Source organism: Lachnoclostridium sp. An138 (genome assembly GCF_002160765.1).
Classification (GTDB): Bacteria; Bacillota; Clostridia; order Lachnospirales; family Lachnospiraceae; genus Laedolimicola; species Laedolimicola faecalis.
Genome location: NZ_NFLF01000002.1, coordinates 13,276 through 27,142, shown reverse-complemented (window position 1 = coordinate 27,142; position 13,867 = coordinate 13,276). Strand labels below are relative to the sequence as shown.

The 13,867-nt window shown below is 50.2% G+C and carries 12 protein-coding genes and 1 tRNA gene; 11 read left to right on the top strand and 2 right to left on the bottom strand.

What is annotated here, in order from left to right; all coding sequences use genetic code 11:
* Positions 1–58: 58 nt before the first annotated feature.
* The 7 genes from B5E82_RS01890 (at position 59) to B5E82_RS01860 (ending at position 8,285) form a co-directional block, all read left to right on the top strand.
* Positions 59–1,501, top strand: a complete 1,443-nt coding sequence (locus B5E82_RS01890) for a TrkH family potassium uptake protein (protein ID WP_087305719.1) — start codon at positions 59–61, stop codon at positions 1,499–1,501.
* 108 nt (positions 1,502–1,609) lie between these two features.
* Positions 1,610–2,431, top strand: a complete 822-nt coding sequence (locus B5E82_RS01885) for an Mrp/NBP35 family ATP-binding protein (protein ID WP_087305718.1) — start codon at positions 1,610–1,612, stop codon at positions 2,429–2,431.
* Between the two features lie 218 nt (positions 2,432–2,649).
* Entirely contained in the window at positions 2,650–3,987 is a 1,338-nt protein-coding gene (locus tag B5E82_RS01880) for a putative DNA modification/repair radical SAM protein (protein WP_087305717.1), read from the top strand.
* Between the two features lie 55 nt (positions 3,988–4,042).
* Positions 4,043–4,810 carry a TIGR03915 family putative DNA repair protein gene (locus tag B5E82_RS01875; protein WP_087305716.1) on the top strand — a complete coding sequence of 256 codons (768 nt, stop codon included), beginning with the start codon at positions 4,043–4,045 and terminating at the stop codon, positions 4,808–4,810.
* A 144-nt stretch (positions 4,811–4,954) separates the two neighbouring features.
* On the top strand, positions 4,955–6,244 hold the full coding sequence (locus tag B5E82_RS01870) for a homoserine dehydrogenase (RefSeq protein ID WP_087305715.1): 1,290 nt from the start codon (positions 4,955–4,957) through the stop codon (positions 6,242–6,244).
* An 81-nt stretch (positions 6,245–6,325) separates the two neighbouring features.
* A complete protein-coding gene (locus tag B5E82_RS01865; RefSeq protein ID WP_087305714.1) occupies positions 6,326–6,940 on the top strand; it encodes an HD domain-containing protein in 615 nt (204 codons plus the stop codon).
* A 58-nt stretch (positions 6,941–6,998) separates the two neighbouring features.
* The gene (locus B5E82_RS01860; protein ID WP_087305713.1) at positions 6,999–8,285 is read left to right on the top strand and encodes an aminotransferase class I/II-fold pyridoxal phosphate-dependent enzyme; all 1,287 of its coding nucleotides are present in this window, start codon (positions 6,999–7,001) and stop codon (positions 8,283–8,285) included.
* A gap of 167 nt (positions 8,286–8,452) precedes the next feature.
* Here B5E82_RS01860 and B5E82_RS01855 read toward each other — a convergent pair whose 3' ends face one another.
* On the bottom strand, positions 8,453–9,277 hold the full coding sequence (locus B5E82_RS01855) for an undecaprenyl-diphosphate phosphatase (RefSeq protein WP_206415609.1): 825 nt from the start codon (positions 9,275–9,277) through the stop codon (positions 8,453–8,455).
* 267 nt (positions 9,278–9,544) lie between these two features.
* Here B5E82_RS01855 and B5E82_RS01845 point away from each other — a divergent pair, with 267 nt between their 5' ends.
* From B5E82_RS01845 to B5E82_RS01835, 3 genes are all read left to right on the top strand, one after another.
* Positions 9,545–10,417 (top strand): ABC transporter substrate-binding protein, encoded by an 873-nt coding sequence (locus B5E82_RS01845; RefSeq protein ID WP_087305711.1) that lies wholly within the window; start codon positions 9,545–9,547, stop codon positions 10,415–10,417.
* Positions 10,418–10,605: 188 nt separating this feature from the next.
* Complete coding sequence (locus B5E82_RS01840; RefSeq protein WP_242966224.1) at positions 10,606–11,337, top strand: amino acid ABC transporter permease; 732 nt, start codon at positions 10,606–10,608, stop codon at positions 11,335–11,337.
* Positions 11,324–12,046 carry an amino acid ABC transporter ATP-binding protein gene (locus tag B5E82_RS01835; RefSeq protein ID WP_087305710.1) on the top strand — a complete coding sequence of 241 codons (723 nt, stop codon included), beginning with the start codon at positions 11,324–11,326 and terminating at the stop codon, positions 12,044–12,046. Before B5E82_RS01840 ends, B5E82_RS01835 begins: the two co-directional genes overlap by 14 nt.
* 754 nt (positions 12,047–12,800) lie before the next feature.
* Here the strand turns inward: B5E82_RS01835 and B5E82_RS01830 are convergent.
* Positions 12,801–12,874 (bottom strand) — tRNA-Val (locus B5E82_RS01830).
* Positions 12,875–13,126: 252 nt separating this feature from the next.
* Between B5E82_RS01830 and B5E82_RS01825 the strand changes: the two genes are divergently transcribed.
* A complete protein-coding gene (locus B5E82_RS01825; RefSeq protein WP_087305709.1) occupies positions 13,127–13,768 on the top strand; it encodes an endonuclease III domain-containing protein in 642 nt (213 codons plus the stop codon).
* Positions 13,769–13,867: the final 99 nt, after the last annotated feature.

Below are 13,867 nucleotides of genomic sequence, written 5' to 3'. Positions count from 1 at the left end.
CGTTTCGAAAAACGGCAGCCGTTTAAAAACTGTATTTTACAGTTTCAGAGGGACAGATATGAATTACGGGATAATAAGATATATCGTAGGGAAGATGCTGCTGATGGAAGGCGTGCTGCTGCTGATTCCCACTTTTGTGTCGCTGCTCTATCAGGAGAGCAGCGGCGTATATTTTCTGATTGTAATAGCCATTTTAACAGTGTTGTCGCTGCTGCTTTCCAAAAAGCCGGAAGATATGACGCTTTACGCAAAGGAGGGCTTTGTGATCGTTGCGCTGGCGTGGATACTTTGGTCTGTGTTCGGCGCCCTGCCTTTTGTGTTCAGCGGCTGTATTCCCAGATTTGACAATGCTTTTTTTGAAATTGTGTCCGGGTTTACGACCACAGGTTCCACGATACTGACGGACATCGAGGCGCTTCCCATGGGTATGAATTTCTGGCGCTGCTTTACGCACTGGATCGGAGGCATGGGCGTGCTGGTGTTTGTCATGAGCATCCTGCCGCTGAGCCCGAAGAACTCCATGTTCCTGATGCGGGCGGAGATGCCGGGACCTACCTGTGACAAGCTGGTTCCGAAAGCCCGTTCTACGGCGCGGATTCTGTATGGAATGTATATTGTGCTGTCACTGGCGGAAGTGATCCTGCTTCTGGCAGGCGGGATGAATCTCTATGATGCGCTTGTACATACCTTCAGTACGGCCGGCACAGGCGGATTTGACAACCGGAATGCCAACGTGGCCTTTTACGACAGCGCTTATATAGACGGAGTGATTACGGTTTTCATGCTGCTGTTCGGCGTGAATTTCAGCCTGTATTACCTGCTGCTGCTGAAGGAGTTTAAAGCTGTATTTAAGAGCGAGGAGCTGCGTACCTATCTGGGGATTGTGGCGGCCTCCATCGCCCTGATTACCATAAATATCACGCATATTTACGGGACTGCGCTGAAGGCTTTCCGCTATGCGGCTTTTCAGGTGGCCTCTGTCATCACGACGACAGGATTCGTGACGGCAAACTTTGATTTGTGGCCGGAGTTTTCCAAAACCATACTTCTGATTATAATGGCCATTGGCGCCTGCGCGGGAAGCACGGGAGGCGGCATCAAGGTCTCGCGTATTATCATTCTGGCGAGGACTGTCACAAGAGAGGTCAGACAGGTGCTGCATCCCAAGTCGGTCAATGTGGTGAAGCTGGACGGAAAGCGGCTGACAGACGAGAATACCAGGGGCGTCTATGTATATATGATCTGCTATATTGCGATTCTGGCTGTTTCCGTACTGCTGATTTCTGTGGATAATTTCGATTTTACCACAAATTTCACAGCGGTGCTGACTACCCTGAACAATGTGGGACCCGGCCTTGCGAAAGTAGGTCCTGTGGAGAATTTCGCCGCGTATTCCTGCTTTTCCAAGATTGTTCTGAGTCTGGACATGCTGCTTGGGCGGCTTGAGATTCTGCCGCTTCTGATGCTGTTTGCTCCACAGACCTGGAGAAAGAAATTTTAAATCCGCTGTCTGCGGCAGAAGCGGCGCGCAAAAACTCCGGCAGAATCCGGAAGGCGGCCGCCCATATGCCGTCTGCGATAGAATAAAAGAGAGATGAGGTAAGGATACATGAGTGAGAAAGCATGTAACAACAGCAGCTGCGATAAGACAAGCTGCGAAGGATGTCCGAGCCGGGAGAAGAAGCCGGCAAGTTTTCAGGTGGACGCCAATGAATACAGCTGCATCCGCCGCGTGATCGGCGTGGTCAGCGGCAAAGGAGGCGTAGGCAAGTCCATGGTGACGGCCTCCATCGCCAATGAGCTGGCTGCGAAGGGCTATCAGGTGGGAATTCTGGACGCGGACATTACCGGACCGTCCATTCCCCGTATGTACGGAATCCATGGCCCTGCAGAGGCCAGCGACATGGGAATCGAACCCCGTGTTACCAAAAACGGGATTAAGCTTATGTCCATGAATCTTCTGCTTCCGGCAGAGGATACGCCAGTCATCTGGCGCGGACCGATCATTGCCAACATTGTAAAGCAGTTCTGGACCGATGTGATCTGGGGCGATCTGGACTATCTGCTGGTAGATATGCCGCCCGGAACCGGCGACGTGCCGCTGACAGTCTTCCAGTCTCTGCCGGTCAATGAGATTGTGGTGGTGACTTCTCCGCAGGATCTGGTACAGATGATTGTGAAGAAGGCGCTGAGCATGGCGGAGCAGATGAAGATTCCGGTGAAGGGCGTCGTGGAGAACTATTCCTATCTTCAGTGTCCGGACTGCGGAAAGAAGCTCTATCCCTTCGGACAGAGCCATCTGGATGAGATTGCCGAAAAGGAAAATCTGAAGGTGCTTGGAAGGATTCCGATGGACCCGGCTTATGCCGAGGCGGCGGACGCAGGTGAGTTTGACAAGGTCAGAAATCCGTGGATTGAGGCGGAGTTTTAATGAGATAACAGTTCAAAAAAAGAGGCCTTCCGTGGGCGGAGATAGAGATATCCGCTTCCGGAAGGCTTTTTGACATTAGAGGATTCTGTATAATGTTTTGCCATGAATGAAAAGTTCTTGCAATCCGGAAAAGAGTATGATACACTGAATACAAACATATGTTCGATTTTACGCATTTGCGAATAACAGAGATGAAGTGACAGAAAGAAGAGACCGCCATGCAGCAGCACAAAATTCCGGAACAGCTCCCGGTTATGGAAAAACTGAAAATATTATCAGACGCGGCCAAGTACGATGTGGCCTGCACTTCCAGCGGCACTTCCCGGGGAAATAACGGAAAAGGAATCGGGAACTGCTTTGACGCCGGTATCTGCCACAGTTTTGCGGCGGATGGCCGGTGTATTTCCCTGCTGAAGATTCTTTTTACCAACGAGTGTATTTTTAACTGCCGCTACTGCCTGAACCGTTCTTCCAACGATGTGCCGAGGGCAACTTTTACGCCGGATGAAATCTGTGAACTGGTTATCGGCTTTTACCGGAGAAATTATATTGAGGGCCTGTTCTTAAGCTCCGGGATTCTGAAGAGTCCGGATTACACCATGGAGCTTTTGTACCAGACTCTTTTGAAACTGAGGACGCAGTACCAGTTCGGGGGCTATATTCATGTGAAAGCGATTCCGGGAGCCGATCCGCTTTTGATTGAAAAGACAGGTTTTCTGGCGGACCGTATGAGTGTGAATCTGGAGCTGCCTACGGCGGAAGGCCTGAAGAAGCTGGCTCCGGCAAAGACCAGAGAAAAGATTCTGAAGCCCATGAGACAGGTGCAGAACCGTATGGAAGAGAACAGGCAGGAGCTGGTGCTCTACCGGAACGCGCCCCGTTTTGTTCCGGCAGGCCAGTCCACGCAGATGATTATCGGAGCCACGCCGGAGAATGATTTCCAAATCATGTCCGTGGCAGAATCCCTGTATCAGAAATTCGATCTGAAGCGGGTGTTTTATTCTGCGTTTGTGAGGGTGAATGAAGACAGCGCCCTCCCGGCTCTGCCAGGAGGGCCGCCGCTCCTTCGGGAGCACCGACTGTATCAGGCAGACTGGCTTCTGCGGTTTTACGGGTTTGAAGCCGGAGAACTTCTCTCGGAGGACAGGCCGAATTTCAATATGGTCTTTGACCCCAAATGTGACTGGGCGCTCCGGCACCTGGAGCACTTTCCGGTGGAGATTAACCGGGCGTCTTACCAGACGCTTCTGCGTGTGCCGGGGATCGGAGTGAAGTCGGCTCAGCGGATTGTAAAGGCGAGGAGGCATGGAAGCCTGGATTTTCCGGATTTAAAGAAGATGGGCGTAGTGTTGAAAAGAGCTCTTTATTTCATTACCTGCAGAGGCAGGACCATGTATCCCATCCGGATAGACGAGGACTATATTACGAGAAATCTTCTGTATGTAAAGGAAAAACTGCCGCCGGAGCTCCGGGGAGATGTAAGTTACCGGCAGCTTTCCCTTTTTGACGACGGAATGCCCCTGTCTGCGGAGGAACAGCAGCTTCTGATAACCTGATGATAAAAATGCGGGCGCTCCTGCATGAAAATGGGAGAAAGAGAGAAAGAGTGTAATGATGACAGTATTTTTATGTGAGGACAGTCTGGACGGAATTCTGACAGGAGTATATGAGGCCTGGGACAGCAGGCTGGGGCACAGGAATGTGAAGCTTAAGACAGATACAGAAGATACGATGGAGCTGTTCTGTGAATACCGCACGGTTTCCACGGAACTGGAGAAAGCGGAAAAGGTTCTGCAGACCGTCAGATGCAGAATGGGAGTAAAGGCGGAAGAAGCTGTCTGTTACGCGGCCGCCTGTCCTGATGAAAGAAAGGCAGACGCTATATACCGTCTGATTGTGCTGGGGCTATCCATGCGCGATGGGAGAAAGGCGGTCAACTGCCTTCAGGACCCATCGGTTCTTCTGGTGGAGCAGCTCCGGTATAAGGCGTGGCATGAAGCGGAACGGATGCTGGGATTCCTGCGGTTTGAAGAACTGCCCGGAGCCATCCTTTATGCCCGGATGGAACCGCCTTACGCGGTGCTGTCCCTAATTGCGCCGCATTTTGCGGACCGGCTTCGTCAGGAGAACTGGATCATTCATGATGTGGGACGGGGGCAGATTGCTGTCCATAGAAAGGATAGTCCCTGGTTTCTTGCAGATGCCCGGATGCTGGATCTGCGGCAGATGGAAAGACGATCGGACGCGGAAGCGGAATTTCAGTCTCTGTGGAGAGCCTTCTGTAAAAGTATTGCCATTGAAGAACGGAGAAATCCCAGATGCCAGCAGAATCTTCTGCCGCTCCGGTTCCGTCCGTGCATGACAGAATTTCAGCAGTAAAAAGAGTCGGAAAGCATTCAGACAGCGGCTTTCGGATTTGACAGGCCCGGAAAATCATAGTACACTGAAAAAAGAAGACATGGGCAGAGGCATGGAGTCTCTGCCCATGCGGTTAGATCATTGGTAAAGACAGGAGAAAAGAAGATGAACAGTGTTCCGGTGATAAAAGCCGCGCTTCTGGGTGCGGGAACAGTAGGAGGGGGCGTCTGCCAGATTCTTGAGTGGCAGAAGGAGGAGATGCCCCAAAAGCTCGGGGTTTCTATAGAACTGAAAAAAATACTGGTGCGTGATACAGCGAAAAAGAGAGAAGGAATTGACAGTGCGCTGCTGACAGACAGCTGGCAGGAGATACTGGAAGATCCGGAGATTCAGATAGTGGTAGAAGTAATGGGAGGCATAGAACCTGCCAAAACTTATATTCTGGAGGCGCTCCGCGCCGGTAAAAATGTAGTGACGGCAAATAAGGATCTCCTGGCGGAATACGGGCGGGAAATTCTGGATACGGCGGAGGAGTATGGACGGGATCTGATGTTTGAGGCGGCTGTGGCAGGGGGGATTCCCATTATCCGCCCGCTCAAGCAGTGCCTGGCGGCCAATCATATCACGGAAGTGATGGGAATCGTCAATGGGACCACGAATTATATCCTGACCCGGATGACAGCAGATCATATGGAGTTTTCCGAGGCTCTGGCTCTGGCTGCAGAGCTGGGATATGCGGAGGCAGATCCTACGGCAGACATCGAGGGCTTTGACGCGGCCCGGAAGGTGGCGATTCTGGCATCTATCGCCTTTAATTCCAGGGTGACCTTTCAGGATGTGGCTACGGAAGGAATTACAAAGATTACGGCGGCGGATATCAGTTACGCGTCTGAGCTTGGCATGGTGATTAAGCTGCTGGGCGTGGCGAGAAACACGGCAGACGGTATTGAAGTAGGGGTTTACCCCATGCTGCTTGAGGCCTCTCATCCCCTTGCGACAGTAAACGATTCTTTTAACGCGGTGTTTGTGCATGGAGACGCGGTGGATGACGCCATGTTCCTTGGAAGAGGAGCAGGAAAGCTTCCCACAGGCAGCGCGGTTGTGGGAGATATGTTTGAGATTGCCAGAAATATTCAGGCGGGCTGTACGGGGAAAATCAGCTGTACCTGCTATAAGAATCTTCCGGTAAAGCCGGCGGAAGAGATGCAGAGCCGGTATTTCCTGAGGCTCAGCGTTGAGGATCGCCCCGGTGTTTTGGCAGGAATTGCTTCTGTATTTGGAAACAATAATGTAAGCATTTCCCAGGTGATTCAGAAAAATGTGGCAGAGGGAACAGCGGAGATCGTGGTAATCACGGATCTGGTGCTGGAGCGTCATTTCCGCGACGCGCTGCTGGTGATGAAAGAGATGTCAATGGTAAAGGAGATATCCTCTGTACTGCGGGTTCACGGATAACAGGACAGAAAGGGAAACAGAACGCCCGGCAGCAGATTTTCAGGAACAGCTGGCCGGTGAGGACAGAAGTGAAGGAGACAAATGGAAAATAAGACACTGACGTTACTGGACCACGCGATTATTTTTGCTACGAAGGCACATTCCGGTACGACCCGCAAAGGCACGAATGTTCCTTATATTGTGCATCCTATTGAAGCGGCTGCGATTGTTTCGGCTATGACGGATGATGAAGAGGTGATTGCGGCCGCTGTACTTCATGATGTGATTGAAGACACGGAGGCCACCAGAGAGGATCTGCTTGCCAGATTTGGGCGGAGAATTACTGATTTAGTAATGAACGAAAGCGAGGACAAGAGAAGAAATCTTCCGGCGGCGCTGACCTGGAAGACCCGCAAGCAGGAGACGATTACTTTTCTGGAGACTGAGGCAGATACCGACGCCAAGATGCTGGCGCTGGCGGACAAGCTTGCCAATCTCCGGGCAATATACAGGGATCAGTGTATCATAGGAGACAAGGTCTGGGAACGGTTTAATGAGAAGGACAAGAACATGCATGCCTGGATGTACCGCTCTATCGCGGCGGCGCTGGAGGAGCTTCGGGATCATCCCATGTGGCAGGAGTACAACCGGCTGGTAGAGGAGGTTTTTGGAAAAGAAACGGGCGAATCAGCAGAGAACGGTGAAAATGAAGCTTGACAAACCCTCTGAGAAAGGATAATCTGCTATAGAGAAAAACGCAAAGAGGAGGAAAATTATGAAACCATACCGTGAAATGAGTAAGGAAGAACTGCTTGCGCTGAAAGCGGAGCTGGATGCCCGGTACCGCGAGGTACAGGCAAAGGATCTCCATCTGGATATGTCCCGGGGAAAGCCCAGCGCAGAGCAGCTGGATCTGTCCATGGGAATGATGGATGTGCTGAACAGCGGCACAGATCTGAAGGATTCTGAGGGCGTAGACTGCCGGAACTATGGTGTTCTGGATGGTGTAAAGGAAGCAAAGGAGCTTCTGGGCCAGATGTCCGAGGTATCCCCGGATAAGATTATTATCTATGGAAACTCCAGTTTGAATGTGATGTACGACACTGTAGCCAGATCCATGACTCACGGTGTGATGGGCAGCACTCCCTGGTGCAAGCTGGATAAGGTGAAATTCCTCTGCCCGGTGCCGGGATATGACCGCCACTTTACTATTACGGAGTATTTTGGAATCGAGATGATCAATGTCCCGATGACGCCTGCCGGCCCCGATATGGATATGGTGGAAGAACTGGTAAGCTCTGATCCGGCCATCAAGGGAATCTGGTGCGTGCCGAAATATTCCAATCCCCAGGGAATCACTTACTCAGATGAGACGGTACGCCGTTTTGCCAGATTAAAGCCTGCTGCGGAAGATTTCCGCATTTACTGGGATAACGCTTATTGTGTGCACCATCTCTATGACGATGATCAGGATTTCCTGATTGAGATTCTCGGAGAATGTGAGAGAGCCGGAAATCCGGATATGGTATATAAATTCTGTTCTACTTCCAAAATCACCTTCCCGGGTTCCGGTGTAGCCTGTATTGCGGCTTCTCCCAATAACCTGAAGGATATCAGAAAGCAGCTGACGGTGCAGACCATCGGACATGATAAGGTAAACCAGCTTCGACATGTGCGTTTCTTCAAGAATCTGGATGGAATTCATGAGCACATGCGCAAACATGCCGATATCATGCGTCCGAAGTTCGAGGCAGTGCTGGATACTCTGGACAGAGAGCTGGGCGGTTTGGAGATTGGAAGCTGGATACGTCCCAAGGGAGGCTATTTCATTTCCTTCGATGCCATGGAGGGCTGCGCAAAGTCTATCGTGGCGAAATGTAAGGAGGCAGGCGTAGTGCTTACCGGAGCTGGAGCTACCTATCCCTACGGCAAAGACCCGAAGGACAGCAACATTCGTATTGCTCCTTCCTATCCGACGAAGGAAGAGTTGGCCATGGCAACAGATCTGTTTGTGCTTTGCGTGAAGCTGGCAAGCGTGGAGAAGCTTCTGGAAACCATGTAAAAGCATTTTGAAAAGATAGACAGCAGATATTCAGATATGTCAGAGAGAATCTGGAAGATTTAGAGAACTGCAAAAGGGCCGGCCGGTCATCTGAATCAGATGACCGGCCGGCCCTTTATAGAAATCGGAATTTTATTCCTGCGGGCATTGTGCCGGGCAGGCGCGGCTCAGCCCGCAAATACAAAATAGAGAATCACAAGGATTCCGAGGACGATACGGTACCAGCCGAAAGCCTTGAAATCATTTTTCTTAATATAGCTCATCAGGAACTTAATAGCCAGAATCGATACTACAAAGGCAGTCAGCATTCCGACCAGCAGAATTGCGATTTCCGTCCCGGTAAAGTTAAAACCGAATTTCACAAGCTTCAGAAGGCTGGCTCCGAACATGACCGGAATTGCCAGAAAGAAGCTGAACTCCGCGGCTATGTAGCGGGAAGTTCCCAAAAGCATGGCTCCCAGAATCGTAGCGCCGGAGCGGGAGGTTCCGGGAATCAGGGAAAGTACCTGGAAGGCGCCGATCAGAAGAGCGGTGGAATAGCTCAGCTCCTGAAAGGTGGTGATAACCGGCGTTCGGTGTCTGTTGCGGTTTTCGATTATAATAAATAGAACGCCGTAAATGATCAGCGTGGCTGCTACAGTCTGGTAATTGTAGAACAGGGCGTCAATCTGATCGTCAAATGGAATTCCGATCAGGGCTGCCGGAAGTACGGCCACGATTACCTTAAACCAGAGAGACCAGGTGCCTTTTTTAATCCAGCCTTTGGAAGGGGTGGTAAAGGGCCACAGTTTCCAGAAATAAAGGACTACGACAGCGAGAATCGCTCCCAGCTGAATGACAACCAGGAACATTTCCATAAATTCTTTGCTTACATTCAATTGAATGAATTCATTAACGAGAATCATATGTCCTGTACTGCTGATGGGAAGCCATTCGGTCAGACCTTCTACGATACCGAGCAGCAGAACCTTCAGCCATTCCAAAATATTCATGTTTTCAAACCTCATTTCCCGGCGCTCAGACTCCCGTTTGAAAGGAGAAGGCCGTTATTCAGATTTTCAGTATACCACACTCCGCTTGGTTGTCAATGTCGAACAGGGGGAGAGCAGAAGCAGTTTTATTAATAAGAAACGAAAAATTATGCATTTTTTCTTCGGATTTATGCGTCTTGTCTCTTGTATTTTTCTGAAATGATGATAAAATGTAGCAGAGTGAATTTATTATGGTTCACTTATTTTCATGATATGGGAGGAAGAACTATGAAAAAATTAGCAGCTGTATTTCTTGCAGGCATTATGTGTGCATCTCTGGCAGCCTGCGGTTCCGGCGCGGCAGATGACGCTGCGTCCACAGACACACAGACCGCCACAGAGGAGACAGTGGAAGAGACGGAAGAGACAGCGGATGACGCTGCCGCAGCAGATACAGAAGGCGAGACGGCTGAAGCCGGAGAGGTGACTACGGTGACAGAAGGAATTCTGACTATGGGAACCAACGCGGCATTCCCACCGTATGAGTACTATGAGGGAGATACCGTGGTAGGTATCGACGCTGAGATTGCTCAGGCTATCGCGGAGAAGCTTGGACTTTCTCTTGAGATTGTAGATATGGATTTCAACTCCATCATCACTGCGGTTCAGTCTGGTAAGGTGGATGTAGGTATCGCCGGAATGACGGTAGATCCGGAGAGACTGGAGAATGTAGATTTTACAGATTCCTACGCGACAGGCGTACAGGTTGTCATTGTCACAGAGGATTCCGATATCGCGTCTGTAGACGATCTGGAAGGAAAGCTGATCGGTACTCAGGAAGGAACAACTGGATGGGATTACTGCTCTACAGACTACGGCGATGACATGGTTATTCCGTATACAAACGGAGCTACCGCTGTGCAGGCTCTTCTGGACGGCAAGGTAGACTGTGTCGTTATCGACCAGCAGCCGGCTCTCAGCTTTGTAGAGGCAAATGAAGGCCTGAAGATTCTGGAGACAGAGTATGCAGTAGAGGATTACGCAATCGCTGTATCCAAAGACAATACCGCTCTTCGTGACGCCATCAACACAGCGCTGAACGAGCTGATTGAGGACGGCACTGTTCAGGGAATCCTGGATAAGTATATCACAGCAGAATAAGACAGGCGCAGGGCCGGTAAGGCGGGAAGACTTTTCCGGACGGCGGCTGCGAATCAGAAGAGCATCAGCGAGGGTGTTCAGACAAAAGATGAACACCCTCGTTTTCTGACGTCAGTATACAAGGGGCAAAAGATTTTGCCCTTTGTACACGGACGTTAGGAAGAAATTACGAAAGGGGGCCATGCGGCGTGGAAGGATTTATAGAAGATTTGAAACTTGGCATTTATCAGACCTTTATTCTGGACAATAATTATCAGTATTTTGTCCGGGGTATAGGAGTTACGCTTCTGGTTACGGCATTTGCCTTGCTGATTGGTCTGGCTCTGGGCGTACTTGTGGGAATTATCCGTTCCGCTCACGATCAGCAGCCGGAAAAGAAAAAGGGAATTGTACTGCGGGTTCTGAACGGAATCTGCAAGGTATATCTGACGGTGATCCGCGGAACGCCGACGCTGGTGCAGCTGCTGATTATGTGGTTTGTAATCTGGGCCAGCGCCCGGTCTACAGACGAAAATATGATTCGCTGCGCGATTCTGTCCTTTGGTATTAACTCAGGAGCCTATGTGGCAGAGATTATCCGTTCCGGTATCATGTCCATTGACAGAGGACAGATGGAGGCGGGACGTTCTCTGGGACTGAACTATACGGCGACCATGCGTCATGTCATCATTCCCCAGGCATTTAAGAATGTACTTCCTGCTCTGGGAAATGAGCTGATTACACTTCTCAAGGAGACTTCCGTGGTAACAGTGATAGGCCTTAAGGATCTGACTAAGGGGGCTATGCTTATTCAGTCCAAGACTTATCAGGCATTTGTGCCGTATATTGCGATTGCGGTGATTTACCTTGCGCTGGTGCTTGTGCTGTCCTGGATTCTGGGCAAGGTGGAGAGGAGGCTGAGACAGAGTGATTTACGTTAAGGGATTAAAGAAAACATTTGGAGATATGCAGGTGCTCTCCGGCGTAGACATGCATATCAGGCCGGGAGAAAAGGTGGTTATAGTAGGACCCTCCGGTTCCGGAAAATCTACATTTCTGCGCTGCCTGAATCTTCTGGAGCAGCCCACAGACGGTTCTATCGTTTTCGATGGACAGGAAATCACAGCTCCCGGTGTAGATGTCAATCTGATCAGACGCCGGATGGGGATGGTGTTCCAGCATTTTAATCTCTTTGCCAATCTGACGGTGAAGAAAAATATCATGCTTGCGCCCGTACAGCTGAAGCTGAAGACAAAGGAAGAGGCGGAAGCGGAAGCCATGCGTCTTCTGAAGCTTGTCAACCTGGAAGAGAAGGCAGATTCCTATCCCGCCCAGCTTTCCGGCGGGCAGAAGCAGAGAATTGCCATTGTGCGTTCTCTTGCCATGAATCCGGAGGTAATGCTCTTTGACGAGCCCACCTCAGCTCTCGACCCGGAGATGGTGGGTGAAGTGCTGGAGCTGATGAAGAGGCTGGCAGACGACGGAATGACCATGGTGGTAGTAACTCATGAGATGGGCTTTGCCCGTGAAGTGGGAACCCGCGTGGTGTTCATGGATGAAGGAGTCATTAAGGAAGAAAATGAGCCGAAGGAGTTCTTTGATCACCCGAAAGATCCGAGGCTCCAGGACTTTCTCTCCAAGGTATTATAGAGGAAAAATCCGGTTTTCGATTTCTTTCGTCTTTCGTAAGAATTTCTTAATCTACTTTATACATTTTTTAGAGGGAGTACATAGATTAGTCACAATTCCCTGCTATATTAAACATGTAGCAAGAACACATATCAGTATTTCATTCATAACACTCGGGGACTTCCGGGAGGAAGCCCCCACTCCCTCGAAATTTCAGGAACCTGTACCCAGGTTCCTTTTTTTGCGCGTAAGCCATGAGCAGTGCGGAAGACGAAAGGAAAAAACATGTCATGCTTGCATGTAAGTGCTTTTTCCTTTCGTCTTCCATAGTGCGAAGCACGCGAGTCCGAAAATCTCAGATTTTCGGGCTGCCCTGCTCATGGGTGAGCAGGGTTCATTGCCAATTACTGCGAAAGACTTGTGAAGACAATCCGGAGGGAGCTTGCTCACGTAGGATAGGATTAACAAAAAGCGGGCAGATCCTCTCATGAAGAAAATCTGTCCGCTTTTCTTTTTTTTCAATTTCAAAGGGCTCCAGCCGCCGCGTGTTCTCGGGATAAATATGTGTGAGACCGGACACCGGCGATACGGGCGAAACCGCACTCCTCCCCGGAACTGGCGCCAAGATTATTATACTGCCGCAGCCAGGGAAATGCAAGGGTTCCCCCGGGCAGCCTTTTTTATATCTTTATATCTTTTTATATCTTTTCTGCGTAACGGCCGTAAATGATGCGTTTTCCGGCAGCAGAAAATGTAGAAAACAGGGCATAAAAAATGGAAGCAAAGGGGCTCGAACCCTTGACCTCCCGCTAGTCAGGCGAGCGCTCATCCCAGCTGAGCTATGCTTCCATCAGGTGTATCGATTATATCATGAACAGACGGAAATAACAAGAGGAGTCTGAACAGTGATGCGCCAGTCAATGAACCAACGAGTCAATGGATCGCGCATGTGCCGGTCAGACCCGTCTGGGGAAGAGCGGGGGAAAAGAAATGGGAAATATGGAGAATCCGGAGGTTTCCGCGTGACAATCCCGTTGAAATAGTCTATACTTCTATACGGAAAAGAAACTGCAGACACAGATCAGGATAAGAGGAATTGTTATGACAAAAGAAAAACTTGCGCTGGAAATCATAGAAAGACTGAAGAAAGAATATCCGGACGCAGACTGCACTCTGGACTATGATCAGGCGTGGAAGCTGCTGGTCAGCGTGCGCCTGGCGGCTCAATGTACCGATGCCAGGGTAAATGTAGTGGTAGAAAAGCTGTATGAAAAATACCCGGATGTGAAATCTCTGGCAGAAGCGCCGGTGGGGGACATTGAGGCTATAGTAAAGCCCTGCGGCCTGGGACACAGCAAGGCAAGAGATATCAGCGCCTGTATGAAGATTTTGATGGAACAGTATGGCGGAAATGTGCCGGATACCTTTGATGAGCTTCTGAAGCTTCCAGGTGTGGGAAGAAAGAGCGCAAATCTGATTATGGGTGATGTGTTTGGAAAGCCGGCTATTGTGACGGATACCCACTGTATCCGCCTTGTAAACCGCATGGGACTGGTGGATAATATCAAAGAGCCCAAGAAGGTGGAGATGGCCCTTTGGAAGCTGATTCCTCCGGAGGAAGGCAGTGATTTCTGCCACAGACTGGTTTATCATGGGCGGGATGTCTGTACTGCAAGAACGAAGCCCCATTGTGAGCGCTGCTGCCTGTCTGACATCTGCGCGAAAAACGGTGTGGATAACTGAAGAAATAACGGAACAAATAACGGAACAAGAAACTGCAGGCAGCGTGAAAAACAGATACAAAGGCCTGGGGAAAACGGGAAAAGAGAAAAAGAGAAAACA